The sequence below is a fragment of the Roseovarius mucosus genome (assembly GCF_002080415.1).
In the GTDB taxonomy this organism is placed as follows: domain Bacteria; phylum Pseudomonadota; class Alphaproteobacteria; order Rhodobacterales; family Rhodobacteraceae; genus Roseovarius; species Roseovarius mucosus_A.
The window spans coordinates 14,387-40,978 of the sequence record NZ_CP020475.1 but is presented as its reverse complement, the minus strand read 5'-3'; the positions used below and the strand labels follow the sequence as shown (position 1 = coordinate 40,978).

Sequence of the window (26,592 nt, the reverse complement as noted above, 5' to 3'; positions counted from 1 at the left end):
TCTCACAGGTCAGTGAACATCGCTCTTTCATCCAGAATAGGTCTTGAACCTACAGTAGCTAGAGGGTGTAAACGCGCCTAAAATATAGAATCAAATTCGGGCGGAGCGGCGTGCGGCTATCAGGTCTTCAGAAAGTACTACGGGTTTTGGCGGGTGTGGCGGCGCTCGTTTTCATCTGGTCGTTGTTGTGGTGCGACTATTTTGTCGCCCAGCATCGGGTCTCGACGGGCGCACTATCGTAAGTATCGTGAACAGACAAAAAAGGACTAACCTTGAAACGGCGCTAGCCTGAGAGCGCGACACCATGGAGAGCGGGTCCAGCTTGCGTTCGACGCGGAAAAACGACTGTTTTGTAGGAAGCCCAGACGAGCATCGCTGTCGCCTAGTTGGTCGGAGTCTTGGCTCTGCCCACTGTTTGAGGGGTCGACGCCGTCACAAAGGCGTTCGGGACTAGCACGTTGCTGTAACTTCCCGAGACTGAGCGCGAAGAAAAAGAGGTCAGAATATGCGTACAACCTTGGCAGGGTATCAGGGATTGCTTATCAGTCTCGCACTCTTTCTTGTTTTTGTGGCAAGCCCTGTTCGCGCCTTGGAATCCAATGCGTATCGTTCCGAAGTTCTGACGGCACGTTTGATCGTCGCGGAAGCAGGAATCGCCCCAGGATCGCAGTTCCTTTCGGCGGGTTTGAAGATTGAACTGGAGGAAGGATGGAAAGCGTACTGGCGGTCGCCAGGCGAGGTTGGCCTGCCGCCAGAGATCGATTGGGAGGGGTCCACAAACCTTGAATCCGTCGACATGCTTTGGCCCGCACCCACGCGTTTCCGCGCCTTCGGAATTGAAAATTTCGGCTATGCCAAACAAGTAATATTTCCATTGCAGTTGCGGCTTGCGAACTCTGATAGAGCGGCCGAGCTGAAGGGACTCGTCGATCTGCTGATCTGCTCCAATGTGTGCATTCCGGAAAGGTTTGAATTGACACTCCCTGTGCCATTGGGAACGGGCGTCGATGCGAAAGCCGCGACCGATATCGCGACATGGGCCGCTCGCGTACCTGTTGCAGGGCCAGAAAGTGCAATAGCGGTCTCGGGCGCATCGCTGAAGCAGGATCAGGCATTGGTTGTTCAAATGACGCGGCCTTCTGGCTGGAACAATCCCGATCTTTTTCCAGAGTTTGGTGCAGGCTCTGCATTCGGCGCACCCGACATCCGCCTTACAAGTGATCGCACCGGTCTCTGGGCAAGTATCCCGATTCTCGCGTTAAGCGAGGAACAAACCTCCCTTCGAATTACGGTCGTAGACGAGGGTGTCGCGGTTACATTCGATGATGTGAACACTACCGACGTTGTACCTGCGCCACCTTACGCATCCGAGACCAGCCAAGATAGGGGTCAGTTTTTCCCGATTCTCTTGCTGTCCTTCCTGGGAGGGTTGATACTGAACGCAATGCCATGCGTCTTGCCAGTTCTATCGATTAAGTTCGGGTCGGCGCTCCGAATGAAGAATCGCTCCCTTTCACAATTGCGCGCGGGATTTCTCGCTACGGCTGTGGGAACTGTTGCTTTTATGTGGGTGCTGGCCTTGGCGGTCATAGCGCTGCAGACGCTCGGATATGCCGTTGGATGGGGTGTGCAGTTTCAGAATGCATATTTCCTAATTGCACTCATTCTCGTTGTCGGACTCTTTGCGGCAAATTTGTTTGGAGTTTTTGAAATTTCTTTGCCCAGCAGCTGGATGGTTAGGCTATCTGGCCGCTTTGGGCGGGGGTATGCCGAAGACTTCTCCACCGGCGCTCTGGCTGCGATACTTGCAACGCCTTGTTCAGCCCCGTTGCTGGGGACAGCCATTGCCTTCGCCCTTTCTGGCACGACAGGCGATATACTTGCGGTTTTCACAGCGATGGGGATTGGGCTTGCACTGCCATATATTCTGGTTGCCGCTTGGCCTGGTTTCCTGTCTCGACTGCCCAAACCGGGACCCTGGATGATAAGCGTGAAGATCGTTCTCGGATTGCTGCTTGCCGGAACCGTTGCATGGCTATGCTGGGTCTTGATTGGTGTGACGTCGCCAACTCTCACAGGCCTGGTGCTGCTGGGTCTTGGGCTCATCGTACTGGCGGCGAGAGCCTATCAGGTTCAGCCTCGTAACGGTTTGCTGTGGGGAATGACTGCGGTTTTGGGCATGACGTTGGCGGCCCCTGCACTGCTGCCAAAAAGCTCCGATGATGTAACAGCCTCGATCACTTCTTACTGGGTCGAGTTCGACCGGTCCCGGATCGCGCGTGAAGTGTCGCAGGGCAAAACTGTCTTCGTGGACGTTACTGCGGATTGGTGCATCACTTGTAAAGCAAACAAAACCCTGGTCCTGGATCGTGAACCAGTTTTGGGAGCACTTGGCGAGGAAGGCGTGATTGCGATGCGCGCGGATTGGACGCGACCGGACGCGAAAATCCAATCCTATCTCGAGGCGCACGGCAGATACGCAATTCCGCTCAACATCGTCTACGGTCCAGATGCTCCTGAAGGTATCATTTTATCTGAACTACTATCTGCGGATGCCGTTCTCGAAGCACTGTCGGCTGCCAATCTCAGCGCTGTCCGAAAACGATGACATAGTGCCGTTGCATTGCTCAAGGGAGGCAGAACCTACAGTGGTTTAGTTTCAGGTGAAAGGAAAGCTGTTATGTATCTGAGACCACGCGGCCCCAATTTATTTGTTGATCCGATCCAATCGGGCCGTGGCGGCGGCACGCATAGGGTCGGTTTCCGGAAGGCTTTCGGCCAAGGTGCGCGCATTGTCGGCGGCGTTCTGGGCAGCATCAAAGTCACCCAATACACTGTACGCCTCCGCAAGCCGAAGCCATCCTTCAAGATTGTCTTGGTCATCCAACAATCGCGCCGCCAAGCGGTCAACCATGGAGCGGACGAAAGCGCTGCGTTCCTCGACCGACATGTCCTGAGCGGCCTCGATATCGGCCGCACCGGGGCTACGCGCGTCCCGAGAGTCCGGAAAGAAATCAGCTAGGGTGACAGGGCTCTCTCCAACCTGTTCCCCCAATCGGTTGGCGACAGACAGGAAAAGTTCCATCCACGGATAGGCGCGATCCGCTCTCTTGAGGCGCTCGATCAAAAGCGTCCTCGCTTCATCTGGAACCCCGTCCTGTTCGAGGATCCGGGCTCTATAGAAAATTGGGCCTGGATCATCGGGGGCCATCTCCGATGCGCGTTCGATCACGCTTTCCGCTTGCGGCGTCACGATCCCGTTCTCGGCTGCGATCAAGGCCTCGGCATATAGCAATAGGGTTGAGATATCTGCATTGTCGCGGACAGTGACGCGTTCGAATGCATCGGCGGCATCATCGTAACGAGCCATACGCATATAGGTCTGACCGAGCAGAACCCAACCATCACTTGGTCCACCAGACTCGTCTGCTTCAAGCCGGGTTTTTAGTCTCTGGGTCAACTCTGAGAGGTTTGCGGCTTCCTGGGTTTCAGATGCGCGAGACGCCAGAGGCTGGCTTTCGATCTGTGGCGAGCCGATTTGAGAATACAGAGCGAAGGCTACCAATGGCGTGGCAATGGCGGACGCGAAGATGGTGCTTCGCCCACTTGCGCGCGACGATTCACGTGTCGCAAGCCGACCGGCAGCCAGAATGCGGCGTTTGATTTCAACCCTGGCCGCGTCGGCCTCGGTAACGGATATCAGATTCCGCTCTTGATCAGTATCAATTTCGGAAAGCTGATCCTTGAGGATAACCAACGCTCCATCCTTTCTGTTCAGGACTTCACCCGTTCGATAGAGACCGGACAAGAACAGAAGGACAGTGATGGATGCCATCGCGCCTAACACCAACCAAATCATGGGTCTCTCCGTCCTTCATTTTCATGAAAAATGGCTTCGAACTCACGCTCTTCATCGGGGCTCAGTGGATCAGCAGTGCCATCAAGAACGGCCCTGCTTCGGTACCTGATTGTGACAAAGACAACGCCAATCCCAACGGCAAAAAGAACCGCTGGTCCGAACCACAACAGATACGTGGCGGGTTTCAGTCGCGGCCTGAACAGGACGAAGTCACCATATCGATCTACGAAAAACGCAATGATCTCGTCATTTGTTTCACCTGCAATCAGACGTTCGCGCAGCAAGGTGCGCATCGTTCGGGCAACACCCGCATTTGAGCTATCGATATCCTGATTCTGGCAGACAACGCAGCGTAGCTGCTTTGAGAGCTCCCGGGCGCGCGACTCAAGCACCGGATCATCCAGCAACTCATCTGGCTCCACAGCCCATGCCGCGGTTGTTGCGGAAAGCATCAGCACCAGTGAATAGAGCCAACTCTTCATGATTGACCACCTGCTGCGGCCAACGCAGCACGAATTTCATCCTGTGCCTCTGGCGTCACAATGGGACCAACGTAGCGATAGACTACGATACCGTTCGCATCGATCACAAACGTCTCAGGCACCCCCGAAATACCCCATTCGATACCGACCCGGCCCTCGCTGTCTGATCCGATCCTCTCATAGGGGTTGCCAAGCTCCTCCAGCCAGTTTGCGGCATCTGCTGGTTTGTCCATGTAGTTAATCCCCATCAGCCGAACACCGTCCTGTTCAACAAGCCTGGTTAGCACCGCATGCTCAGCACGACAGGGCACGCACCATGAAGCGAATACATTGACCAAAACCGGCTCGCCAATGCTACGAAGGGCTGCGGCCGACAGTCCGGGGGTCTGCGTGCTCTCTACCGGTGGAAGCTCAAAATCCGGAACTGGTTCGGAGACCAAAGCGGAAGGAATTGCGTTAGGATCTCGGTCTGGGTTGAGCCCCCAGAACAAAAATCCACCCAAGACCACTGCGACCAGCGCTGGCATCGCGAGAAGGATTTTCTTCATCATATCATTCCGCCGGTTGAAGCGCTGACGACCGGCTTTTTGGCGACGGCGCACCCACCCGCAATCTGCGGTCCGATAGCGAAAGGGACCCGCCAAGCACCAGCATCGTCGCTCCGATCCATATCCAATTAACCAGTGGTTCGTAGAGAATGCGCAAATTCCACTGGCCCGACGCCTTTTCGGTCGCAGGCTCACTGATGGTGACGTAGAGATCACCTCTGAGCGTTGATCGGATTGCAGATTCGGTTGTGGACGTCCCCGCAACTGGATAGTTTCTGCGCTCCGGACGAAGAAGCGTAATCTCCCGTCCATCTTTCAAGACGCGAAGCTGGCCTTGTTGTGCGATGTAGTTTGGACCACGCAACCGTTCGACACCGTCGAATATTACCTCAAAACCGGCGATTTCCACGGTCGTCCCCGGTTCTGCGAAAAGAACACGTTCTTCCTTCCAGGCTGTGGAACCTACAAACCCAAGCACAAGCATTGCAACGCCAAGATGCGCGAGCGTCATACCGTGCGCAGCGCGCGGCAAGTTCCGCGCGCGACGCAGCGACTGTGAAAGGGGTAAATCAAAGAGCTTGATGCGCAACGCCCATTCGCGCAACGTTGCAACAAAAACCCAGGCTGCAATCCCTATTGAGACCACTGCAAGCAGGGGCCCGTCTGTCTGAAGGTACCAAACGATCCCCGCAACACCAATCGCGATACCAAAAACCAAACGCAGCCGCTGCCAGATACCGGGAAGATCGGCCCGTTTCCAAGACAGGAATGGGCCAATTCCCATGATGATGACTAGCGGCAGCATGAAAGGGATAAACGTCGCGTTGAAATACGGTGGTCCTACAGAGATCTTTTCATCAGTCACCGCTTCCACAAACAACGGATAGAGTGTTCCAAAAAGGACGGTCGCCGTTGCGGTCGCGAGCAGAAGGTTGTTGAGCAAAAGCCCCGCCTCGCGGCTAATCGGCCGAAATACGCCACCCGATCCAAGCTGAGGCGCGCGCCATGCGTAAAGTGTCAGTGAGCCGACAATGGTTACGCCAAGAAGGCCGAGAATGTACACGCCGCGCGCCGGGTCGACCGCGAACGCGTGAACGGATGTCAAAATGCCGGATCGGACGATAAATGTCCCCAGAAGTGACAGTGAAAAGGTCAGGATGGCCAAAAGAATGGTCCAGCTTTTGAACGTGTCCCGCTTTTCCGTGACGATAGCGGAGTGCAGGAGTGCCGTACCCAGCAGCCATGGCATGAAGGATGCGTTTTCCACCGGGTCCCAAAACCACCAGCCGCCCCAGCCAAGTTCGTAATAGGCCCACCAAGAGCCGAGTGCGATCCCCGCAGTGAGGCTGATCCAGGCCGTCAGAGTCCAAGGCCGCACCCAACGCGCCCATGCGGGATCCACCCGACCCTCTATCAGAGCCGCGACCGCGAAGGAGAAGACGATCGAGAAGCCGACATACCCAAAATACAAGAGCGGGGGATGCATCGCCAACCCGATGTCCTGCAGCAGAGGATTAAGGTCTGTGCCATCCAGAGGCGGCGGAAACACCCGCTCGAACGGATTGGATGTAAAGAGCATGAAGCTCAGGAAACCGACGCTGATCCAGGCTTGAACGGATAGAGTTCGCGCTTTGAGACCAACCGGAATGTTTCTGCCCAGCAGCGCGACCCCAGCCCCGAAAAGTACGAGAATAAAGGTCCAGAGAACTAGAGACCCTTCGTGGCTGCCCCAAGTGCCGGCAACCTTGAAGATCATCGGCTTCAGAGAGTGGGAATTTTCAACCACGTTTCGAACCGTGAAATCACTGACAACAAAGGAGCGCATGAGCGCGCCAAACGCAATTGCAACTAACGTCACCTGAAGCACCGCTGTTGTCTTTGCACTTTCCATCCAAAGCACGCGTCCCGTGCTTGCTCCGACAATTGGCAAGATGCTTTGAACAATCGCGACGGCAAGCGCGAGGGTAAGGGCGAATTGTCCGATCTCAGGTGTCATTTTGCGTCCTCCTGAGTAGCGCTTCTGCATCCGAGCCGGACAAGGTTTCCGCATCGGGATAGTTCAGCATGTTCATCGTCCATTCTAGTGAGATCATATCGCGACATTCTCCACTTTCCGCCTGTGTTCGCTTCTGTGAATCGCAACCGAGTTGGGGTTGGGCGGAAAACCGAATGGGATGAAGTTCTTTGCGCGTGCATGCCGTGAGCAGGATCCGACAGTTGATTCGCGTCCTTTGTAGTTCCTGTAGTCGCTGTAGGTTCAAGCGTTATTTTAGACTGATACCTTAAAAAATGACCCATGCTTGCAGTGCATCTGCGTAGCAGCTTTGTATCTGCAGGCCCGGTTTCCGCAGGCGTCGGATTTAGCGGAAATTGCCGTTGCCTTCCCTTGATGGCCACCTGCAGGGTCAGACGAAGCAGCGAAACATTGAGTGACGGCAGGTTTTGAAGCGCTGAATAGAGAGCATTAGCTTCACAGGTGCGTGACGTGCTGCCGCAGGGCAAGAATCACGCTTGAACCTACAGTAGCTAGAGGGTGTAAACGCGCTTAAAATATAGAATCAAATTCGGGCGGAGCGGCGTGAAGCTTTCAGGTCTTCAAAAAGTGCTATGGGTATTGGCGGGCGTCGCGGCGCTCGTTTTCATCTGGCTGTTACTGTGGGCGGACTACCGCGCCGATATTTCCCAAGCCGAGACCGAACCACCTTTCCTTGCGCAGTTCGAACTGACGGACCATATGGGCATGATCCGCACCGAAGAGGACTTTGCGGGTCGCTGGATGCTTGTGTTCTTCGGGTTCGCCAATTGCCCAGATGTCTGCCCGACGACGCTTGCAGAGGTGGCGGCGGTCATGGATGGACTTGGCGAGGATGCCGCAAAAGTGCAGCCGATCTTCATCTCGATTGATCCCGAACGCGATACGCCAATGGCTCTTGCCGACTTTGTGCCGCGCTTTGATGCAGGCATCATCGGTCTGACCGGAACATCCGATCAGATCGCTGAGACCGCTGAAACCTTTCCGATCTACTTCGAACGGATCGAAGAGGCCAGCGCGCCGGATGGCTATACAATGGGGCACACATCGCACCTGTTCCTTTTTGATCCGCAGGCGGGCTTCGCCGATTCCTGGCCCTACGGCACACCCGCCGAAGAGATCCTTGCGGATCTGAGAGAGAGGATCTGATCGCCATGACCCGACTTTCCGGAGAAACGGCCCTTGTTCTTGCTTGGATCATTGCGCTTATCTCATCGCTTGCCGTGCTCTTTATTGGCGAGGTTCTTGGTCAAACGCCTTGCGTCCTTTGCTGGTTCCAGCGCGCCTTCATGTTCCCCCTGGCTGTCGTTCTTGGGCTCGGGCTGTGGTGGCAAGATCCTCGCGTGGGGCGCTATGGCGTTGCGCTGGCGCTTGGGGGGGCGGCGGTGGCGTTGTATCACATCGGCCTCTATGTCGGGCTGATCCCCGAGGCGATCCAGCCCTGCAAGGCGACCGGCCCCTCTTGTACCGACGACAACCAGGTGGTCTTCGGCATTCCGATTCCGCTGATGGCGCTTGTCGCCTTCACGATGATCGGGGTGCTGTCGGCCATTTCACTGAAGGAAAAACAAACATGAATCGACGCGGTCTCGTTCTATCCGTTCTGGCTGTTGGTGCCGCAGGTTTTGGCGGCGCGGCCTGGTATGCCACCCGCCCCCAACCCATTGCAGAGGCAGTCCCTGTCGCGCCTGAAGTGAACGATGTGCTGATCCGGCCCTATTCCCCGATCCTCGGCCCCGAAACGGCACCTGTCACGATTGTCGAGTTTTTCGATCCAGCTTGCGAGGCCTGCCGCGCCTTCTATCCCGTGGTCAAGGATATCATGACTGAGCACGGTGATGCGGTCCGTGTCGTCATTCGATACACTGCCTTTCACGGGGACGCTTCGGTGGAAGCGATCCGTGTTCTCGAAGCTGCGCGGATGCAGCATGTGTTCGAACCCGTGCTGGAAGCGGTCCTGCGCGAGCAGCCGCGATGGGCGTCCCATGGCACTCCGGCACCGGGTTTGATCCTTGAGATTGCCGCAAGCGGTGGTCTGGATGTCGAAGCTGCTCGGACACAGATGCTGGCCCCCGGTGTCGTGGCCGTGCTCAATCAGGACCGCGCTGATGTCGAAGCGGTTGGCGTTCGACAAACGCCCACGTTCTTCGTCAACGCCAAGCCATTGGACCCGTTTGGTGAGGCAGAACTGCGGCGACTGGTGGCGGCGGAAGTTGCGGCCAGCCAAAGTTGATGCTCGGCCAGATACAGGAGAATTCTTCATGACAAAACTATCTTACATCAACGGTTTGACCCTTGTCTTACTGCTCTCGGGCATGTCGACTCCGGCATTTGCCGGTTCGGAGGATGTGGTCGTCGAAAACGCGTGGTCCCGTGCTTCAATCGGGGTCAACCGCCCTGGTGCCGCCTATATGACTGTGCGCAACACCGGTGAAGACACGGTCACGCTGACCGGGCTTACAACACCACTGGCCGTGATGCCCCAGATCCATGAGACGAAAACCAACGCCGACGGCGTCAGTTCTATGGCGCCTGCTGACGAAATCACGATTGAACCGGGCCAAAGCGTAGCATTGGAACCGGGCGGACTGCACGCCATGCTCATGAAGCTGCAAAACCCGATGATCGAAGGCGAGACCTTCCCACTGACACTGACGTTCTCGGACGGTGGTGAAGTGACTGTTGAGGTCCCAATTCTGGGGATCGCCGCGCGCGGGCCGGAGAGCTGATGCAGCGTCGGCATGTGGTCCAATACGGTGCAGCCGGTGTAGGCGCTGTCGCTCTGATGCTCGGGGTCGGCTGGTGGCGGGTAGACGGTCCCGGCGCACCAAAACCGGCCGGCCAAAGGCCTCTCCCCCTGTCGGCGATGGATTTCCGACTGACCGATCACGAAGGCAATGAAGTGGGCCCAGAAGCCCTGATTGGACGCCCGACCATGGTGTTTTTCGGGTTCACCTACTGCCCGGATGTCTGCCCCACGACGTTATCGGATATCTCAGGTTGGCTTGAAGATCTCGGGGACGACGCCGCGCGGATGAACGTGGTCTTCATCACAGTCGATCCAGAGCGGGACACGGCCGAGGCCATGGCCGAATATGTCGGCTATTTTCATCCGGCCATTCGCGGCTGGACGGGACCGGAAGACCAGATTTCCCGCGCTGTAGAAGCATTTCGTGCCTCGTATGAGCGCGTTCCGACCGAAGGCGGCGACTATACAATGAACCATACGGCAAGCGTATTCCTGTTCGATGCCAAGGGTGAACTCGTCACCATGATTGACTATCACGAGCCAAGAGAATTCGCAGTGCCGAAGATCCGGCGTGCACTGACAGAAGACGTAGAGGGGGCAACATGAATATTAGAATTGTTTTGGCGAGCGCTGTGGTCGCAGGCGCTTTTTCGGTGACCGCCATCGCCATATCTGGCGTTCTTTCCAAAGAGCCAGTGCCTCCTGCGATTGCTGAAGCCACCCTCTGGACTCCCGATCCGCTCTCGATGCCTCAGATCGCCGACTACGATGTGACAACGCCCGCTGCATTTCACGCCGACAATGCTAGCCCAATGCGACCTCTGCCGCTCTTGCAATCCGTCTTCGCAGAAACCGCCTTGCCCGAGATTGAACCGCCTTTGATAACCTGGTCGCGTGAGATCGCGTCGGGCGAGACGCTGGATGCGGTCCTGGCGAACGCGGGTATCGCTGCGCCTGCGCGTGCCGAAATCGCGCTCGCGCTTGGTGCAGAATATGACCTGCGCCGATTGCGCCCGGGCCATGAGATCACTGTGATCTCAAAGGTGGACGGAAATCCGAGCCGCGTGGAACTGGCAGTTGACGATGGGGTGCGGATCGAAACGGTCTTTGGTCAGGAACTTGTCACACGCGTGTTGGAGCCAGACCCTGAAATGGTGACGTTCGCGGGCGAGGCAGTGATCGAAAGCTCTGTCTTCGCGGCATTGGACAAGGCGGGCATCCCTGCTCGCTTTGCGGTCGACATGGCGCAGATGCTGGGCGGCACAGTGGATTTTCGACGCGAACTTTCCGGTGGCGAGACGATGCGTCTTCTTTGGCGCGAAGCGCGCGACGGAAACGAGAGGATCGGTCAGCCCGAACTTGCCTTTGCCGCACTGAATCTTGGTGAAACGGTCTACGAGATCGTCTGGCCGGATGACGGCAGCGGCAAAGCGACGATCTATGTTGATGGAGAGGTCCTGCGTGTCTTTGCCCAACCGGTGGAAGGAGCGCGGCTGAGTTCCGTCTTTGGCCGTCGCACACACCCAGTCTATGGGAATGTGCGCATGCACACCGGCGTCGACTTTGCTGCAGCAAGCGGTACGCCGGTGAAAGCGACGGCGCCCGGACGCGTGAGCTTCATCGGACGTCGCGGTGGATATGGCCGGGTGGTGGAGATAGCGCATGGATCCGACACCCTGACACGATACGCACATCTCAGCGAGGTGCCGGACACACTCGAACAAGGGCAGCGCGTGATGGCCGGAGACATGATCGGTCGCGTCGGTGCGACCGGCACCGCGACCGGCCCCAATCTGCATTATGAGGTTCTTGTCGATGGTCGCCCGACGGATCCTCTCTCAGACGACCGACTGGCAGAGGCGGCCGAGCGGGATGCGGATGACACGGCTGCACTTGAGCGATTGGCTGAGGCACGCACGCTACTGGCCGAGAGGCTCACCAGCGAATTTATGCAAACAACAACCGAAAGGCTTTAATCCATGAAACGACTGGCTCTCGCCCTTGCAGTCACGCTGGCCTTGTTCCCCGCGGCGCAAGCTGTCGCCGATGCGATCCAGATTGATGTCCGGAAGACAAACGGCTGCGGCTGTTGTCTGTCCTGGATGAAGCACCTCGAGGAAAGCGGATTCGCGCCGACAGGCGAGGACATGTTCGGGGGATCTCTTGTGCGCTTCAAACTCGACAATGGCGTGCCTCAGCGCATGGTCTCCTGCCATACGGCTTTGGTCGACGGCTACGTGATCGAAGGACATGTACCGGCATCAGACATTCAGCGTTTGTTGGATGAGCGTCCAGATGCAGTGGGGTTGGCGGTGCCCGGAATGCCCTATGGATCGCCGGGCATGGGACCGGAAGACGATCGTGAGGCTTATGAGGTCTTCCTGATCCGCGGCGATGGATCGACCGAGATCTTTAGCAGTTATTCGGCCGCTGACTGACGTATCGGCGAGACCTCAGCGCTTGGAACCCTTCTCCCCAATTACCCTTGGCTTTCTTGGAAGCCTGGCCGCCGGATCGCTGACCGCGGTCGGGGCGATCCCCGTTCTTTTCGGGCGCATCCCATCCCGGGCTACACGCGATCTGCTACTTGGCTTCGCAGCGGGTGTCATGCTCGCGGCCTCGTTTTTCTCGCTGATCATCCCGGCTCTCGATGCAGCCGAAGGACAGTTCGACAACGGTGCTCTCCCGGCGGCCATCGTTTGTGTTGCGATCCTGCTTGGCATGGGCGCGGTCGCTCTGATGAACGAATGGCTGCCGCATGAGCATTTCAAGACGGGGCGGGAAGGCCCAGACGCTGCTTCGCTGCGCCGCGTCTGGCTCTTCATCATTGCGATCACGATCCACAATTTCCCCGAAGGACTCGCCGTTGGTGTCGGGTTTGGGGCTGACGGTCTGTCTGGTGGCTTGCCGCTTGCGATTGGCATCGGGCTGCAAAACGCTCCCGAGGGTCTCGCCGTAGCGGTCTCATTGCTTGGTGAGGGTTATTCCAGGCGCCGTGCGTGGGGGATTGCCGCCCTGACAGGTCTTGTCGAGCCGGTAGGCGGGCTTCTTGGGGCTGGGATCATCAGCATCTCGCAGCCGCTGTTGCCATGGGGGCTCGCCTTCGCCGCCGGGGCGATGCTCTACGTCATCAGCCACGAAATCATTCCCGAAACCCACCGTTCAGGCCATCAAAACAGGGCGACACTCGGTCTCGCAGCCGGCCTCGTGATCATGTTGTTCCTCGATGTATGGCTGGGAGGATGAGATGAAACTGACCCATTTCCAAGGTTTCATTGCGGCTGGAACTGCTTTTCTTGTCGATCAGGTGACAAAAGCAATTGTCGTCGCCAATGCGGCAGATTTGAGCGCCGGAATTCCGGTCTTTCCCGGTTTCAATCTCATCTACCTGCGCAACGATGGCGTGACATTCGGATTACTTGGTGGCGCGCCATGGTGGAGCCTTACGGCGTTGGCCCTCGCTGTCTGCGGCTGGTTGACCGTCATGTTGGTGCGCACTGCCAACCCGGTTGAGGCTATCGCCTATGGTGCGATTATCGGTGGCGCGCTCGGCAACGTCCTCGACCGCATCCGGTTTCGGAGTGTGACGGACTTCCTCGATTTCTATGTCGGATCCACGCATTGGCCCGCCTTCAACATGGCGGATGTTTTCGTGGTCAGTGGCGTGGGCCTACTGCTCATAGCCCCTTGGTTGAGCGCCAAGTTGAAAACAGGCACATGATGGCGGGCTTGCGACCACTGACGGGTCGTGGCCGTTACATTCCCCTGCGATCAGGGATTAGCTTTGCAGCGGGCGGTTTAACGGTTTTAACCCTTCCACCATTCTCATGGCTCATCGTTGTTCCAGTCGCCTTCTCAGCACTCTTTCTCGTCCTCCGGCAGGTTTCGACAGCGCCTGCCTTCTTCATCGGCTGGGTCTTCGGAATGGGCCAGTTCGGGTTTGGAGTTTCCTGGATCGCCGAGAGCTTTTACGTCGATTCCGAACGTTTCGGTGCCCTTGCGATCCCGGCAGTCGCGGGACTGTCCGCCGGACTGGCCATTTTCCCGGCGATTGCGGCGATGTTATTTGCCACCATCATGCAGCGCCGTGCTGTCGGCGACACTACGGCAGGTCTTCTGCTTGCAACCTGCTGGGTTGCCGCAGAATGGCTGCGTGGTCATGTCCTGACAGGGTTTCCCTGGAACCTTGCCGCTTATGCCCTTGTCGAACACGCCGCTCTGCGCCAACCCGCCGCCTGGGTAGGAAGCTATGGGCTGAGCTTTCTCACGGTCTTTATAGGGCTGTTGCCCGGTGTGTTGATTGTGGCGGCACCAAACAGACGCGTGCCTGTTCTCGTGCTCTTCGCCGTTGTGGTGATGGGCCTCTGGGGTGGCGGCGCGCTGCGTTTAGGGACGAATGTGCCTCCGACGGACAGCGCTTTGCGCATCGTCCAAGGCAATGTGCCGCAAGTCGAGAAGTGGGCACCGGGCAGCCGCGAGCGAACGCTGGAGAAATATTTGGGCTTGTCGGCGCAACCTGGACGCTTCGACCTGTTGCTGTGGCCGGAAACGGCCTTTCCCGGTTTTCTGGACGAGGACGCCTTGGCGCGTAGGCGGCTATCCACGGTTCTGCCAGACGGCAGGATCCTTTTGACAGGCGTGCCTGACCGCGTAGAGGGCGATGGGGGAACCCGATATTTCAACACGGTTCAAGCCTATGACGGCAGCGGCGAAATTCTGACGGGATATGCAAAACATCATCTTGTTCCGTTCGGGGAATATGTGCCCCTGAGAGGCTGGCTGCCGATCGAGCGGCTGACCGAAGGTTTGGGTGATTTCACGCCAGGACCAGGGCCACGCACGCTGGCGATCCCGGGTGCGCCTCTGGTCGCGGTGGCGATCTGTTACGAAATCATTTTTCCGGGCCAGGTAGTCGATGACCTTTTTCGCCCCGACTGGATTTTCAACGCCACAAATGATGCCTGGTTCGGGACCAGCATCGGACCCGAGCAGCACCTCGCCTCCGCGCGCATGCGCGCGGTCGAAGAAGGGCTTCCTGTAGTCCGGGCGGCCAACACCGGGATTTCCGCGATCATCGACGCCAAGGGAGAGATCATCGCGCGCCTCGAGACCGGACAAACTGGAGTCATAGATGCCAGCCTGCCGACAGCGCTTGCGCCCACACCTTACGCACGTTTCGGTGATTGGACATCGCTGGCGCTCATCTGTGCGGTCTGGGCTCTAGCCTTTACCGTCGGATTGGTCAGACGACGTTTCAATTCAGAAAAATCAAAATCGGAGGAATCGTGATGCTGGTGCTCGCAGGCTTTGTCGGAGGGGCGCTCTGGGGTGGCTATCTGGCGCAACGGCGGAAAGGGAACCGCCTGGATATACTTCAATACGCGACAAGCTTCGGTATTGCTTTCGGCCTGCTCGCTTTTTTCGCCTCGGTGATCCTCTTGCGCATCACGTCTTGAGATTACTTTGGCACCGGCAACGAATTGAAACGACTATTCAACATATTACTGTACTTGCTCCTGGCGGTTTTTGCATTAGGACTGACCGTATCCGGTGTCGTCTACTTTCTTTTGCGCGCCTCCGTCCCCGACTATGACGAGGATTTCAGTGTTGCGGGTATCGAAGGTCCAGTCGATATTCTGCGAGATGCTGCGGCCATACCGCACATTTCTGCAGACTCCGCTCCGGACGCCTATTTCGCGCTTGGTTTCGTTCACGCTCAGGACAGGCTTGGCCAGTTATTGAGGGCAAGGCGGGCAGCGCAAGCCTTGATGCCACTTGACCGGACGATCGAAGTTGAGCCTTCGACAGCCCAAGCGCTCGACGCATATGCCGCAGGTGTCAACGCGTGGCTTGGCCTGGTGTCCGAAGGCGGGCGCGGCAGAGGCTCACCCGATCTGTTGATCGCGGATGAGAGAATGATCGCAGCCTGGAGACCCGTCGATAGTCTCAGACTTGCCCAAGCGTTTCTGAACGATCTTCAACCCGAGAGACGGCAGAATGACCTGTCCGGCTTGTCAGATCTACCGATCCCGTCGGATCGACCTCTTTTGCCCGAGCTGTTTGTGACCTCGCCCAAGGTCAGCCTCGATGCTTGGGCGTTGCCTGGAGACAGAACAGCTACCGGAGCACCAATTCTCGCCGCCGATATACGTGGCCCCTTATCGCTGCCTTCTGAATGGTACCTGGCGGATATTCAACTCCCGACCGGAGCCGCGATTGGGGCTACATTGCCGGGTGTGCCCTTCATTGTCGTCGGTCGCAGCGAACGCGTCGCTTGGGCGTTCCGATCTGTGTCCCAGAAAGCCGTTAAAGAGCCAGAGAATCCCACGGCCGCGCAGGCCAGCAATTTTCTGATGATGCTTGACCGTCTGGCGCGGTCCGCCGATGTGAACGATGCTATGGACGCATGCATGAACCTGTCACCAGCCGGATTGGAGATTCTTGCGATCGACCGAGAAACCCTTGCTCGCTGGCCTGACAGGGAGGTCGAAACTCCTTTATCGTTTCGAGACGCCCGTCTGGCTGCTCTTGATGAGCGGCAGCCGATATTCTCGGTCGAGGGCGCGATTACGGTGCAGCGCGACACGGTCAGCGCTGCCGCGCGGGCGCTTCTTCCTATAATGGCAAAAGAGCTTTGGTTCGTGGGTTCCACAGGTGCTCTCGAAGAGAACCGCGCAGATGAGCTTCGCGGCGATATTCTGGATCAACTTGCCCAATGGAATGGCGACATGGATCGCTTTTCACCGGAGCCGCTCGTGTTCTGGGCCTGGGCGCGCGCGTTGCAAAAGCGAATACTTCAGGATGAATTTCCATCCGCGACGAAGGTCTGGGCCAGGCCAAATCCCGATGTCCTATTTGCGGTGCTTTCAGATCGCGGAGGGAGCGCAATCTGGTGCGACATCCGCCCGTCTACCCGCATCGAGACCTGCCAGGATCAGGTTCGTGCGGCCCTGGATGATGCCATCGGCTGGCTTGTCGACCGCTACGGACCCGATCCGTCCGCCTGGGCCTGGGGCGAAGCACACGCTTTGAATATGGGGTGGGCACCAATCCGATCGAGCGGGATCATCAGCGATCTGCTGTCTCTCGAAGCCCCATCTTCCGGCGATCCCGACACACTGATTGCAACACTGTTCACTTCTGACAATGACCGCCCGTTCGCGACCAGCGCGGGCACCAATTTTCAGGCGGTCATGTCGTTTTCGGAAGAAGCCGGATCCTATTTCATCGCGCCCGCCGGTCAGTCCGGCCACCCGCTCTCACGTTTCTATGAAAACCTTTTCCCCATGTGGATGCAGGGCAAATACCTTCCGATGTCCACTGATCTGTCCTTGGCCCAAGGTGGCGCAGTGGGAACATCTCGACTTTCACCAGTGTCCGTCGATGGGCCAGCAATACAACATGACAGGAGCCAATGATCACCTACTTCCTTAATTTCGACCCGTTTGGATATGCGATTTCGCCAGTGTCCCTTGTTTCCGTCAGTTTGGCCGCATGGTTCTACGTGCGCGGCCTCGCGCGATCCGCTCGCATTCGCGGGACGGTTTCTGTTTGGCGGCAAGCTCTGTTCTTCGCTGGCTTGACCTGTATTCTCGCGGCCACGAATGCGCCTCTGGCTTCGTTGGGGCACAGCCTCTTTTCGGTGCACCAAGTGGAGCATCTTCTCCTTCGCCTTGCAGGACCACTACTCATCGCGGTCTCTCAGCCGTGGCGACTATTGCAAGCCGGTTTGAACAGACGGTGGCGTCGATACCTCGGCGCTCTTGGAAAATCTATTACTTTGGGGCTCTTGGCACATCCGGTAACCGCCACTGCCGCGCTCATCACGTCGCTCTTTATCTGGCAGATTCCAGTGCTTTACGGACTTGCGCAGCGCATCGCGGCGATCGAGGTGTTCGCCCATTTTGCGATGGTGCTGGCAGGGATCTGGTATTTCGGCATGCTCTTCGACCCGAGAGATCCCCCTGAGGGCGCGAGGCGCGGCGCAAGGCTGATCTCCGGTTTTGCGGTGATCGTTTCAAACATTTTTCTGGGTTCCTTGACGACACTCAAAGAGGTGAGCCTCTATGCCTCCTACCAAACGGCGGGAACCGGGTTGCTCGATCCCCTGTCCGACGAAACCATGGGTGGCTACACGATCTGGGTCCCGTCCTCGATGCTGATGATCGCCGCGATCATTCTGGTCATGAACGGGTGGAACGCGGCCGAGGTGCGTCGCTGGAATTCACGATACGAGTTGGTGCGAGGCTCGAACTCCGCGGCGCTCGAGTTTCCGGAAACGGCCGAAGAATTGCGTCTGAAAGTGGCAAAGCCAAACCGCGACATGGGCCGGACGCTCGCCATAGGCGCCTTGGTCATGTTCTTCATCGTCATGACGACGGTGGTGACTATTGTCTATGCGCTTTGAACAGAGGAGCAAATCAAAGGTTGTACCCACGTCTTTTCCCGCGATCGACATTTTCGCTGCACCGTCGTCGCAGTCAGAGATTTTGGGCACACTATCTCGGGCTGGCCAAGCTCAGAGGACACGAACGATTTTCTGCACTAAAGTTGACCATCAGAACAGACCCACCAGCCTTTGACTGCTGACGCCGCCGCCTCCTGAGTCTTGCTTTGCTGAATTTCGCGAGAACTTGATGCTGCGCTACTTGCCGCTCTCAGATTGCAGGAGGGCGTGTTCGAAGGCCTCCAGCGTGGTCGTGCTGACGTGATGCTCGATCCCCTCCGCATCGCGTTCCGCAGTCTCTTCGTCGATTCCCAGGCTGAGGAGAAACGCGACGACGATCCTGTGCCGCCGGCGGCAGGCCTCGGCCAACTCCCGACCGGCATCCGTGAGGAATATGGCGCGGTAAGGTTCCCGCCGCACCAGGCCAGCAGCTTTGAGTCGCGAGATGTTCTTGGTCACGGTCGGCGGCTTCACTCCAAACCGTTCGGCGATTTCCACCGGCCTTGCCTCTCCGCGCGACTCGATCAGTTCGGCGATCAGTTCAACGTAATCTTCCGCCATTTCGCTCTCATGTGCCTGACGCACGGTCGCGAATCCCTCAGCCTGTGCTTCGGGAGCCCTGTCGACAGTTTCGAACGGTTCATGTTCCTGTGATTGCAGCTTTGTCATACTTGGGACTTTGCAGGGAAACTGCAGGATTGACAACTTGTTTGCATAGGGTAGATAAATTAGCCGTGGCTAACTTTGAAGTTGGGAGACCACGGTGATTCAGAAATTCCTTGGAGCGTTCATTGTCGCACTCGCAAGTGCGCTCGTCCTGTCCGGACCTGTCGCTGCGACGCCTGCCAAGGAGGCTCCATGGCTTCCCGAGGCGGCGGCCTACCGGCTGACTCTCTTCCTCGGAAATCTCGAACCGCTGCCTTGGGATGACGTCGGGACCGCCTGGGCCGAACCCTACCGGGGTTCGGAATTCTCTGTTGGTGCATTGGCATGGCTGGACGGCAACAGCGACATCGGACCCGCCCCCCTTCTGGACGCCATCACTCGCGAAGACCGCCAGGCGGTCTTTGCCGAGGCGACGCGGCTGATCGCGCGCCGGATCGACGAGGAACTGGACCGAGCAGTCATGGCCGACGACCCTGCACGTGCGCAGCAGGCCGTGCGGACAGCCCGAGAACTCTATCGCTCGTTCGCGGACGGTATCGCGGCTGCTGATCCCGACGCTTCGAGACGCATCGGCCTCGCCTGGCTGGAACTCAACAGCAGCACAGGTTCCGCCGGTGTTCTTGGTGCTGGTGCCACACCCGCGAGTCGCAAAACCATGGAAGCCGCGCGCGAAGTCATCTCCCTCTATCTCGCCGAGAATTACCTCGTTGACGATTTCGCGCCGCGCCGGACGCTGAGCGCGCTGCCGGAAACTGTTGTCCTGAGTGGCCGCACCATCGAGGTGCCGCCTAGCCTGCCGCCGGGGTCTGACATCTTCGATCAGGATCCGCTGCCGCGCCTCGTCCTCAATTTCGAGGAGCAGGGCATCGACGAGACCGACCTGCCATTGGTGGCCTATGGCGACATGCTATTCGACAGCGCGCAAATCTTTGGCAATCCGGCGCAGGGTCTCGGGGTCGCTTGTTCGACCTGTCACAACCGATCGGACGTTAACCAGAGGCTTTTCATTCCGGGTGCGAGCCATCAACCAGGCGCGATCGATGTCGATGGCGCCTTCTTCAACCCGATCTTCAATGACCGGCGTGATGATCCGATTGACATCCCCAGCCTCCGTGGCCTGCGCTTCACCGGGCCCTACGGCCGCGATGGCCGCTTCGCCTCCTTGCGCGATTTCACCCGCAACGTCATCGTCAACGAGTTCGGCGGCGATGAACCGACGCCCTTCATGCTGGATGCTCTGCTCGCCTACATGCTCGAATTCGACTTCCTGCCCAACTCCATGCTGACACCGGATGGTCAGCTGACCGAAGCCGCTCCCGAGGCAGCGCAGCGCGGCGAAGCGATCTTCAATACACCCTTCGCGGCGCTCGGCGACCGTTCCTGCTCCAGCTGCCACGTCCCGGACACGAACTTCCTGGACCGGCAGGCCCATGATATCGGCTCGGTTGCGTTGGCCTACGATGGCGCCCGCACCGGTGCGATGGATACACCCACGCTGCTCGGCACCGTCTACACCGCGCCCTATTTCCACGACGGGTCGCTGCCGACCCTGGCCGCTGTCGTGGACTGGTTCGACGAATCGAAAGCGCTCGGCCTGACCGGAGCGGAACGGGCCGACCTGACGGCCTATCTGGAGACCGTGGGCGCAGCGGACGAGCCCTATGAGGCATTCGACGCCGAGAACACCGCCTTCCGGCTGGCATTCTCCGAACTGACGACCTTCGCCTCGACGCTTGATACGCTGCTGCCGCAGCGGGATGCAAAACATATCCTGCTGCTGACCGACACCGTGGCCGCGGACCTTTCGGCGGACGCCAGCACAATGTCGAACCTGGCTGCGCGGCCTGAAGTCTACGCGTTGGCCCAACGTCTGGCCGAGGTTGGTGACGCCGTTCGTACTGATGACTGGGTGGCTGCCGAAACAAGCTGGACCGCGTTCAAGTCCGAAGCCGACGCAATCGAAGAGAGGGCATTCTGATGGCGATCCATATGAACCGCAGAACGATGTTGGCGCTGGCCGCTGCGGGCGCAGTATCGCTCGCAACCCCGCTGGCCGCGCAGGACACTGCGTTGCGGCTGGCTTTCATCCCGCAGGAGAACCCCGAGAAGCTCCTGGGCGACATTGAAGCCATCACCGGCTGGCTGGCTAGTGAGATCGACGTCCCCGTCGAAGGGTTTGTTACCATCGACCATGCGGCAGCGGTCGAGGCGCTGCGCAATGGCGACGCGGATATCTCCTTCATGGGCGCCCTGCCTTTCGTCCTGGCCGAGGCCGAGATCGGTGCCGTGCCACTCCTGTCCGAGGTCTACCGCGACGCGCCGAGCTACACGGGTCGCATCTTCGTCCGGCGCGATAGTGGCATCGCAGGGCTTGCCGACCTGCGCGGGCGCGACATCGCCTTTGCCGATCCGATCTCGGAATCTGGTTATCTCTATCCGCTCGCCGAATTCGTCGAGGCTGGGCTGATCGACGGTCCGGGCGCGGCGGAGGCATTCTTCGGCCGCGTCTTCTTCGCAGGCGGCTATCAGCAGGCCATGCAGGCGATGGCCGAAGGTCTGGTCGACGCCGCGGGTGCCAGCCAGTATGCGGACCTGCTCCTGACGCCGCAGCAGCAGGCACAGGTGACATGGATCGCGGAAAGCCCGCCAATCCCGAGCCATGTCGTGATCGCGCGACCCGGGTTGGATGCCGAGGTGCAAGACCGCTTCACCAACGCGATGCTGCAGCTCAACGAACCTGAGAACCGCGACAAGCTGCGCTATCTCTACGGGCCGGACGGCTATGTCAGGGCCGACTCCGCCGCCTATGGCGGCGTGCGCGACATGGCACGGCGATATGGGCTCCTGGAATGAACATTGCGATCCGGATCGACGACCTGAACTTTGCCCATCCGGGCGGGAGTGTTCCGGCGCTGGAGCGGGTCTCGCTTACAATTTCGACCGGCGAAAGCGTCGCTTTGCTCGGCCCGTCCGGGGCAGGAAAAACAACGCTGCTGGCATTGCTCGACGGCAGGCTTCAGGGCTGGCGCGGGCGCGTTTCAGTCTTGGGTGCGCCGCTCGATCCCGACCAACCGCCGCCGCGCGCAAGCCGACCTGATACCGGTTTCGTGTTTCAGGAATTCGCCTTGGTCGAACGCTCCACGGTTCTGCGCAACGTGCTGAACGGCCGCCTAGGCCGGATGGCGCCCCTGCGCGCCCTGCTGGGGTCGCCAACGCCACATGATCTCGACATTGCGCGCACAGCCCTCACCGATTGCGGCATTGCCGATCTCGCCGAACGCCGGGTCGACAGTCTCAGCGGCGGCCAGCGGCAGCGCGTGGCCATTGCGCGGTGTCTCGCGCAGGAGCCACGGCTGATCCTCGCCGACGAGCCGGTGAGCAACCTCGACCCCACCCGCGCTGGGGAGGTCTTGGCGCTGCTGACCGGGGCGGCGCAAGCGCGCGGCGCAACGGCGCTGTTTTCCTCGCACCAGCCCGACCTGGCGCGGCGTTTCGCGCAGCGCATCATCGGCATGCGGGATGGGCGGATCGCCTTCGATGTACCGACCTCCGAGTTGAACGATGATGCGACAGCGGAGCTCTATCGGGAGGTTGAGCCAATCCCCGGTATCGGCCTCAGGGCGGTGTCCTGATGGCGTTCCGCGGGTTTGGCGGCTTTGCGACGAGCGGTCTGATCGCCGCCGCGATCGTGTGGTCCTTCGCGACGACCGATGTCGAGTTGTCGCGTCTCATGTCGGCCGGCCCGCGCATTGCCGATTTCCTCGGCCGGATGGTTCCGCCTGACCCGACGGTGATGGCCGAGATCAGGAAGGGCAGCGCGGAAACGCTGAGGATCGCGATCCTCGGCACCCTCGGTGCTGTGATCCTGTCCGTTCCCCTCGGCATCCTCGCCTCCGAAACGATGGTATCGCGTGCGGTGTTCCGACCGATCCGAACGCTGCTTGCCTTCATCCGGGCAATTCCGCTGATCCTCGTGGCCATGCTCATGGTGGGCGCTGTCGGGCTCGGGCCGCTGCCCGGCATCATCGCGGTCGCCTTTCATGCAACGGGGATGCTCGCCAAGTTCTATGCCGAGGCGATCGACGGCGTGCCCCGCGCGCCGATCGCCGCGCTGGAAAGCGCGGGCGCCGGGCCGCTCGTGCGGCTCAGACATGCGATCTGGCCGCAGATGGCGCCGGTCGTCGCCCGCGACACGATCTTCCGGTTCGAACTAAACCTGCGAGAGTCCCTGATCCTCGGCATAGTCGGCGCGGGCGGGATCGGCTTCTACATCCAGACCTACGTGCGTTCCTTCCAGTACGACAAGGCCGCCAGCGTCACGATTGCGGTCGTCGTCATGGTCATCGCCATCGAGGCGATCAACGTCACGCTGCGGCGCCGTTTCACCTGATCCTCAGGCATAGATGTCGATCGGGGTCCCGTCCCTGACCATGGCATAGATTTCCTCGATCTGGCGGTCCGTGACAGCGATGCAGCCTGCCGTCCAGTCGCGGACATTCATTGGGTCGATCCCCTTGCGCGGTCCGCCGTGGACGAAAATGTCACCACCCGGCGACTTTCCTTGCGCCTCCGCGAACGCGATGTCAGCCTCGTTGGGATAGGAAATGCCGATGGAGAGATGGAAGAGGCTGTCCGGGTTGCGCCGGTCAATCTCGTAGGAGCCTTCCGGCGTCCGTCCGTCCCCCTCGAACTGCTTGTGGCCCTCGGGCGCGAAGCCCAATCCGATGGGATAGGTCCGCAAGACGTCATCCGCCCCATCAAGAACCAGCAGTCGTTGTCCCTTGTACATGCGCAGCCGAGTCACTTCGGGTCCGTTGTACGACCGGAACTTGCTGGCACAGCCTGACAGGAAGGCGGCAAATCCGCCCATCAAAAAGGCGCGCCGTGGAAATCTGGTGTTTGTCACTGCTCGACGCCCCTTTTTGCGAGGTCTGTTGGTGCCAGAGGTTACTCTAACGAAGACGTCGGATCAATGACCGTGCGCCAGTGCTCCCTTCGCCATCTGCTCGCCCACCGGTTCACCGCCCGAAGGCCCGTCCTTGATCCGATGCCCGTTCAAAAGCCGCAGCGCATTGGCGACCACCAACAGGGATACGCCTACATCCGCAGCGATGGCGCCCCACATCGAGGCCATCCCGAACGCGGTCAGCCCGACGAACAGCGCCTTGGTTGCCAGCGATATACCGATATTCTGGTGGATAATCGTCATTGTCCGGCGAGAGTGAGCAATCAGCCACGGCACTCGAGCCAGATCGTCGGTCATCAGCGCGATATCGGCCGTCTCGATGGCCGCGTCCGAACCGACAGCCCCCATGGCGATGGCATAATGCGCCCGCGCCATCGCCGGTGCGTCGTTCACGCCGTCACCGATCATCGCCACCATGTCGTGGGTTGCCACCAGTTCCTCGATGGCCGTCACCTTGTCTTCTGGCAAGAGATCGGCACGCACCTCGTCAATGCCGACCTCGGCCGCCACTGCACGCGCGGTGCGCTCGTTATCGCCGGTCAGCATGACGATTGTCTTCACGCCCTGCGCGTGTAGGCGCGCAACGATCCCCTTTGCATCTGGGCGGATGCGGTCGCGAAGCTCCAGTACGCCGGTCACGCCGGTCTCGTCACCCACGGCAACGAGGGTGCTCCCTGCCCCTTCGATCCGGTCCCGCAGATCCGCCGGAATGGCATTGCCGAACCCCTTCTCTTCGGCGAAGCGATCCGAGCCGAGCCAGATAGCGCGCCCGTCGGCGCGTCCTTCCAGACCGCGCCCGGGCACGGTGCGGGTGTCCTCTGCGGCAGACACGGAAACACCATCGGCTTCGGCGCGCGAGAGGATGGCGCGTGCCAGCGGGTGTGAAGACCGCGCCTCCAGACTTGCTGCCAGCGCCATGAGATCGCGTGCGGAAACGCCGACCAGGGGGTGAACCGCCGCCACCTCAGGCTCGCCCATGGTGATCGTCCCGGTCTTGTCCATCGCCAGTGCCGTGGTCCGCCCCGGCGCCTCGACATAGGCGCCGCCCTTGATGAGCACCCCCGCCCGTGCCGACGCGGTCAGCGCCGCCACGATAGAAACCGGCGTAGAAATGACCAGCGCGCAAGGACATGCGATGACCAGAAGGACCAGAGCATTGTAGAACCAGTAGTCCCAGGCGCCGCCGAGCAGCAGTGGCGGCACCAGCGCGATGGCGATCGCCAGAGCCATCACAATGGGTGTGTAGATGCGCGCGAACTTCGCGACCCACTGCTCGACCGGCGCACGACGGGCATGGGCATCGCCCACCATGCGAATGATTTTCGCCAGCACCGTGTCCGAGGCGGCTTTGGTCGCCCGCACCGTCAGTGTGCCCTCGCCGTTGATAGTGCCGGCATAGACCTCGTCGCCGGGCTCCTTGGGCACCAGTGCGCTTTCGCCGGTAATAGGAGCCTGATCGACGGCCCCTGCCCCGTCCACGACTTCACCGTCGAGAGGGATCCGGTCGCCGCCGCGCACGATAAACCTTGCATTGACTGCCACGGCAGCGGCCGGAACGTCGGCTTCCGATCCGTCGTCGTAAAGAACCCGAGCCGTAGGCGGCGCGAGGTCGAGGAGAGATGAAACCGCGTTGCGTGCGCGACCGACACTCCAGCTCTCAAGATAGAGCGACAAAGAGAAGAAAAACGCGACCGTCGCGGCCTCGAAGAATTCGCCGAGCCCGATGGCTCCTGCAACGGCCACCACCATCAGTAGGTTCATGTCTGGCGAAAGTCGCCGCGCCGAAGACCATGCCTTGGGCGCAACCAGCCAGACCCCAAAGAGGATCGCGACGGCGAAGATCCCTGCTTCCGCCATAGGCATAGGCACCTCGCCATGCCCCGCAAAGAGCCCGAGCGCGCCGCCCATGCCGGTCTCGACAATGTGAAAAAGGAATCCCGCCGCCCAGAAGCCGCCGCTCAACGAGGTAAAGCGCTTCTGACGTGCCAGATGCGCGGCCTGATCCTCTGCTGCGTTGTCGGCGTCCCACGGTTTTGTGCTCATGCCGGTACTCGCGACCAGTTGCGAAACCTCGTTGTCCGAAATTCCGACTGCGGTATCCAGAATCGTCATCCGACCATTGATGACATCGAACGCCAGATGCTCAGTCCCGCCGACTTTTGGACCGACCACCCTATTCAGGATTGCCACCTCTTCGGCACAATCTAGACCGGAAACTTGAAAACTTCGCCCATTCGAGGGGATGGATTGTGCCGGTCCCGTGTTGGCTCCAGCACCGCAGCACGCAGCACCTTTTCCATGAGAGTGGGGAACTACGCTCGCATGTTTGTGATCATCACCATGATCGTGACTGCAGTCAGAGCTGTGCTTGTGGTCGTGGCGGTGGCCATTGGAAGACATGGGATTGACCTCGGGATTCGTTCATTCCACATTGAGATAGCCCCTACAGTAACTAGAGCTTCAAGAGCAAAAACAGAAACTTGGTCAAATAAGGACACAGACCTGCGGAACCTTGAAACGCGCCGTTAAGTCTGAGGACGCGGCTGACCTGCCAAAGAGTGAGATAGATATGCTTCAAAAATATGCGGTGATCATGGTTGCAACATTGGCCCTGGCTGGCTGCGCGGTGCCTTCTAAGGAAGACAACGATCCATTCAGGATCGGCAATGTTCCAGAATCTGTCGCAGCCCTCGCTGCACCCGACCAGGATCTCATCACGGCACGGCTACGTCCCGAAGATAATTGCTATTGGTATGCCCATAGTGGGCCGGTGGAAACGACCTTGGTCCCGTTGCGATCGGCAGGCGGCAATCCCATCTGCGTCGCGCGCCAATCCTGATTGAC

General features: G+C 59.3%; 26 protein-coding genes. 19 read left to right on the top strand and 7 right to left on the bottom strand.

Features of this window, described 5'->3' with window-relative positions:
- Positions 1-505: 505 nt before the first annotated feature.
- Entirely contained in the window at positions 506-2,608 is a 2,103-nt protein-coding gene (locus tag ROSMUCSMR3_RS20070) for a protein-disulfide reductase DsbD family protein (RefSeq protein ID WP_008282976.1), read from the top strand.
- Positions 2,609-2,707: 99 nt separating this feature from the next.
- On the opposite strand, the gene ccmI is transcribed toward ROSMUCSMR3_RS20070, so the two are convergent.
- From ccmI to ROSMUCSMR3_RS20050, 4 genes are read right to left on the bottom strand one after another with little or no spacing between them, the layout of a single operon-like run.
- Positions 2,708-3,859, bottom strand: coding sequence for a c-type cytochrome biogenesis protein CcmI (ccmI, locus tag ROSMUCSMR3_RS20065; protein ID WP_008282977.1), 1,152 nt, complete (start codon positions 3,857-3,859; stop codon positions 2,708-2,710).
- Positions 3,856-4,341: a cytochrome c-type biogenesis protein gene (locus ROSMUCSMR3_RS20060; protein WP_008282978.1), complete on the bottom strand. Its 486-nt coding sequence runs from the start codon at positions 4,339-4,341 to the stop codon at positions 3,856-3,858. Before ROSMUCSMR3_RS20060 ends, ccmI begins: the two co-directional genes overlap by 4 nt.
- Positions 4,338-4,889, bottom strand: coding sequence for a DsbE family thiol:disulfide interchange protein (locus ROSMUCSMR3_RS20055; protein ID WP_027263707.1), 552 nt, complete (start codon positions 4,887-4,889; stop codon positions 4,338-4,340). Before ROSMUCSMR3_RS20055 ends, ROSMUCSMR3_RS20060 begins: the two co-directional genes overlap by 4 nt.
- Positions 4,890-4,893: 4 nt before the next feature.
- The gene (locus tag ROSMUCSMR3_RS20050; RefSeq protein ID WP_008282980.1) at positions 4,894-6,885 is read right to left on the bottom strand and encodes a heme lyase CcmF/NrfE family subunit; all 1,992 of its coding nucleotides are present in this window, start codon (positions 6,883-6,885) and stop codon (positions 4,894-4,896) included.
- Positions 6,886-7,503: 618 nt separating this feature from the next.
- Between ROSMUCSMR3_RS20050 and ROSMUCSMR3_RS20045 the strand changes: the two genes are divergently transcribed.
- The 13 genes from ROSMUCSMR3_RS20045 to ROSMUCSMR3_RS19990 are packed head-to-tail and all read left to right on the top strand — an operon-like array spanning position 7,504 to position 18,077.
- Complete coding sequence (locus ROSMUCSMR3_RS20045; protein WP_008282981.1) at positions 7,504-8,070, top strand: SCO family protein; 567 nt, start codon at positions 7,504-7,506, stop codon at positions 8,068-8,070.
- A 5-nt stretch (positions 8,071-8,075) separates the two neighbouring features.
- Entirely contained in the window at positions 8,076-8,498 is a 423-nt protein-coding gene (locus tag ROSMUCSMR3_RS20040; protein WP_037239850.1) for a disulfide bond formation protein B, read from the top strand.
- Entirely contained in the window at positions 8,495-9,154 is a 660-nt protein-coding gene (locus ROSMUCSMR3_RS20035; RefSeq protein WP_008282983.1) for a DsbA family protein, read from the top strand. Before ROSMUCSMR3_RS20040 ends, ROSMUCSMR3_RS20035 begins: the two co-directional genes overlap by 4 nt.
- A 28-nt stretch (positions 9,155-9,182) precedes the next feature.
- Positions 9,183-9,650 (top strand): copper chaperone PCu(A)C, encoded by a 468-nt coding sequence (locus ROSMUCSMR3_RS20030; RefSeq protein WP_008282825.1) that lies wholly within the window; start codon positions 9,183-9,185, stop codon positions 9,648-9,650.
- Positions 9,650-10,276: an SCO family protein gene (locus tag ROSMUCSMR3_RS20025; RefSeq protein WP_037275514.1), complete on the top strand. Its 627-nt coding sequence runs from the start codon at positions 9,650-9,652 to the stop codon at positions 10,274-10,276. The genes ROSMUCSMR3_RS20030 and ROSMUCSMR3_RS20025 overlap by 1 nt, the downstream gene beginning before the upstream one ends.
- Positions 10,273-11,646, top strand: a complete 1,374-nt coding sequence (locus ROSMUCSMR3_RS20020) for a M23 family metallopeptidase (RefSeq protein WP_008282827.1) — start codon at positions 10,273-10,275, stop codon at positions 11,644-11,646. Before ROSMUCSMR3_RS20025 ends, ROSMUCSMR3_RS20020 begins: the two co-directional genes overlap by 4 nt.
- 3 nt (positions 11,647-11,649) lie before the next feature.
- On the top strand, positions 11,650-12,108 hold the full coding sequence (locus ROSMUCSMR3_RS20015) for a DUF411 domain-containing protein (RefSeq protein ID WP_008282828.1): 459 nt from the start codon (positions 11,650-11,652) through the stop codon (positions 12,106-12,108).
- Between the two features lie 22 nt (positions 12,109-12,130).
- Positions 12,131-12,916, top strand: coding sequence for a ZIP family metal transporter (locus ROSMUCSMR3_RS20010; RefSeq protein WP_008282829.1), 786 nt, complete (start codon positions 12,131-12,133; stop codon positions 12,914-12,916).
- Entirely contained in the window at positions 12,897-13,391 is a 495-nt protein-coding gene (gene lspA / locus ROSMUCSMR3_RS20005) for a signal peptidase II (RefSeq protein ID WP_008282830.1), read from the top strand. The genes ROSMUCSMR3_RS20010 and lspA overlap by 20 nt, the downstream gene beginning before the upstream one ends.
- Complete coding sequence (gene lnt / locus ROSMUCSMR3_RS20000; RefSeq protein ID WP_050775788.1) at positions 13,388-14,959, top strand: apolipoprotein N-acyltransferase; 1,572 nt, start codon at positions 13,388-13,390, stop codon at positions 14,957-14,959. The genes lspA and lnt overlap by 4 nt, the downstream gene beginning before the upstream one ends.
- Positions 14,959-15,126 (top strand): hypothetical protein, encoded by a 168-nt coding sequence (locus tag ROSMUCSMR3_RS21525; protein WP_008282832.1) that lies wholly within the window; start codon positions 14,959-14,961, stop codon positions 15,124-15,126. The genes lnt and ROSMUCSMR3_RS21525 overlap by 1 nt, the downstream gene beginning before the upstream one ends.
- A 24-nt stretch (positions 15,127-15,150) precedes the next feature.
- Entirely contained in the window at positions 15,151-17,088 is a 1,938-nt protein-coding gene (locus ROSMUCSMR3_RS19995; protein WP_008282833.1) for a penicillin acylase family protein, read from the top strand.
- Positions 17,085-18,077, top strand: coding sequence for a cytochrome c oxidase assembly protein (locus ROSMUCSMR3_RS19990; protein ID WP_037275512.1), 993 nt, complete (start codon positions 17,085-17,087; stop codon positions 18,075-18,077). The genes ROSMUCSMR3_RS19995 and ROSMUCSMR3_RS19990 overlap by 4 nt, the downstream gene beginning before the upstream one ends.
- Before the next feature lie 237 nt (positions 18,078-18,314).
- Here ROSMUCSMR3_RS19990 and mntR read toward each other — a convergent pair whose 3' ends face one another.
- The gene (gene mntR, locus ROSMUCSMR3_RS19985; protein WP_005641374.1) at positions 18,315-18,785 is read right to left on the bottom strand and encodes a manganese-binding transcriptional regulator MntR; all 471 of its coding nucleotides are present in this window, start codon (positions 18,783-18,785) and stop codon (positions 18,315-18,317) included.
- Between the two features lie 94 nt (positions 18,786-18,879).
- On the opposite strand from mntR, the gene ROSMUCSMR3_RS19980 reads away from it, so the two are divergent.
- From ROSMUCSMR3_RS19980 to phnE, 4 genes are read left to right on the top strand one after another with little or no spacing between them, the layout of a single operon-like run.
- Positions 18,880-20,760, top strand: coding sequence for a cytochrome c peroxidase (locus tag ROSMUCSMR3_RS19980; RefSeq protein ID WP_008282837.1), 1,881 nt, complete (start codon positions 18,880-18,882; stop codon positions 20,758-20,760).
- Positions 20,760-21,635: a phosphate/phosphite/phosphonate ABC transporter substrate-binding protein gene (locus tag ROSMUCSMR3_RS19975; protein WP_008282838.1), complete on the top strand. Its 876-nt coding sequence runs from the start codon at positions 20,760-20,762 to the stop codon at positions 21,633-21,635. Before ROSMUCSMR3_RS19980 ends, ROSMUCSMR3_RS19975 begins: the two co-directional genes overlap by 1 nt.
- Positions 21,632-22,414, top strand: coding sequence for a phosphonate ABC transporter ATP-binding protein (locus tag ROSMUCSMR3_RS19970; RefSeq protein WP_008282839.1), 783 nt, complete (start codon positions 21,632-21,634; stop codon positions 22,412-22,414). Before ROSMUCSMR3_RS19975 ends, ROSMUCSMR3_RS19970 begins: the two co-directional genes overlap by 4 nt.
- The gene (phnE, locus tag ROSMUCSMR3_RS19965) at positions 22,414-23,172 is read left to right on the top strand and encodes a phosphonate ABC transporter, permease protein PhnE (RefSeq protein WP_008282840.1); all 759 of its coding nucleotides are present in this window, start codon (positions 22,414-22,416) and stop codon (positions 23,170-23,172) included. Before ROSMUCSMR3_RS19970 ends, phnE begins: the two co-directional genes overlap by 1 nt.
- Positions 23,173-23,175: 3 nt before the next feature.
- On the opposite strand, the gene ROSMUCSMR3_RS19960 is transcribed toward phnE, so the two are convergent.
- Both ROSMUCSMR3_RS19960 and ROSMUCSMR3_RS19955 read right to left on the bottom strand, forming a co-directional pair.
- Positions 23,176-23,652, bottom strand: a complete 477-nt coding sequence (locus ROSMUCSMR3_RS19960) for a L,D-transpeptidase family protein (protein WP_008282841.1) — start codon at positions 23,650-23,652, stop codon at positions 23,176-23,178.
- A 99-nt stretch (positions 23,653-23,751) separates the two neighbouring features.
- Positions 23,752-25,938, bottom strand: coding sequence for a heavy metal translocating P-type ATPase (locus ROSMUCSMR3_RS19955; RefSeq protein WP_037275510.1), 2,187 nt, complete (start codon positions 25,936-25,938; stop codon positions 23,752-23,754).
- A gap of 379 nt (positions 25,939-26,317) precedes the next feature.
- Between ROSMUCSMR3_RS19955 and ROSMUCSMR3_RS19945 the strand changes: the two genes are divergently transcribed.
- Positions 26,318-26,587, top strand: a complete 270-nt coding sequence (locus ROSMUCSMR3_RS19945) for a hypothetical protein (protein ID WP_005613342.1) — start codon at positions 26,318-26,320, stop codon at positions 26,585-26,587.
- The last annotated feature ends 5 nt before the right edge of the window (positions 26,588-26,592 follow it).

Bases quoted from the DNA above. Each gene is read 5' to 3' on its own strand.
- ROSMUCSMR3_RS20070 (WP_008282976.1), top strand. From the start codon at position 506: ATGCGTACAACCTTGGCAGGGTATCAGGGATTGCTTATCAGTCTCGCA.
- ccmI (WP_008282977.1), bottom strand. From the start codon at position 3,859: ATGATTTGGTTGGTGTTAGGCGCGATGGCATCCATCACTGTCCTTCTG.
- ROSMUCSMR3_RS20060 (WP_008282978.1), bottom strand. From the start codon at position 4,341: ATGAAGAGTTGGCTCTATTCACTGGTGCTGATGCTTTCCGCAACAACC.
- ROSMUCSMR3_RS20055 (WP_027263707.1), bottom strand. From the start codon at position 4,889: ATGAAGAAAATCCTTCTCGCGATGCCAGCGCTGGTCGCAGTGGTCTTG.
- ROSMUCSMR3_RS20050 (WP_008282980.1), bottom strand. From the start codon at position 6,885: ATGACACCTGAGATCGGACAATTCGCCCTTACCCTCGCGCTTGCCGTC.
- ROSMUCSMR3_RS20040 (WP_037239850.1), top strand. From the start codon at position 8,076: ATGACCCGACTTTCCGGAGAAACGGCCCTTGTTCTTGCTTGGATCATT.
- ROSMUCSMR3_RS20035 (WP_008282983.1), top strand. From the start codon at position 8,495: ATGAATCGACGCGGTCTCGTTCTATCCGTTCTGGCTGTTGGTGCCGCA.
- ROSMUCSMR3_RS20030 (WP_008282825.1), top strand. From the start codon at position 9,183: ATGACAAAACTATCTTACATCAACGGTTTGACCCTTGTCTTACTGCTC.
- ROSMUCSMR3_RS20025 (WP_037275514.1), top strand. From the start codon at position 9,650: ATGCAGCGTCGGCATGTGGTCCAATACGGTGCAGCCGGTGTAGGCGCT.
- ROSMUCSMR3_RS20020 (WP_008282827.1), top strand. From the start codon at position 10,273: ATGAATATTAGAATTGTTTTGGCGAGCGCTGTGGTCGCAGGCGCTTTT.
- ROSMUCSMR3_RS20015 (WP_008282828.1), top strand. From the start codon at position 11,650: ATGAAACGACTGGCTCTCGCCCTTGCAGTCACGCTGGCCTTGTTCCCC.
- lspA (WP_008282830.1), top strand. From the start codon at position 12,897: ATGTATGGCTGGGAGGATGAGATGAAACTGACCCATTTCCAAGGTTTC.
- lnt (WP_050775788.1), top strand. From the start codon at position 13,388: ATGATGGCGGGCTTGCGACCACTGACGGGTCGTGGCCGTTACATTCCC.
- ROSMUCSMR3_RS21525 (WP_008282832.1), top strand. From the start codon at position 14,959: ATGCTGGTGCTCGCAGGCTTTGTCGGAGGGGCGCTCTGGGGTGGCTAT.
- ROSMUCSMR3_RS19990 (WP_037275512.1), top strand. From the start codon at position 17,085: ATGATCACCTACTTCCTTAATTTCGACCCGTTTGGATATGCGATTTCG.
- mntR (WP_005641374.1), bottom strand. From the start codon at position 18,785: ATGACAAAGCTGCAATCACAGGAACATGAACCGTTCGAAACTGTCGAC.
- ROSMUCSMR3_RS19975 (WP_008282838.1), top strand. From the start codon at position 20,760: ATGGCGATCCATATGAACCGCAGAACGATGTTGGCGCTGGCCGCTGCG.
- ROSMUCSMR3_RS19970 (WP_008282839.1), top strand. From the start codon at position 21,632: ATGAACATTGCGATCCGGATCGACGACCTGAACTTTGCCCATCCGGGC.
- phnE (WP_008282840.1), top strand. From the start codon at position 22,414: ATGGCGTTCCGCGGGTTTGGCGGCTTTGCGACGAGCGGTCTGATCGCC.
- ROSMUCSMR3_RS19960 (WP_008282841.1), bottom strand. From the start codon at position 23,652: ATGGGCGGATTTGCCGCCTTCCTGTCAGGCTGTGCCAGCAAGTTCCGG.
- ROSMUCSMR3_RS19945 (WP_005613342.1), top strand. From the start codon at position 26,318: ATGCTTCAAAAATATGCGGTGATCATGGTTGCAACATTGGCCCTGGCT.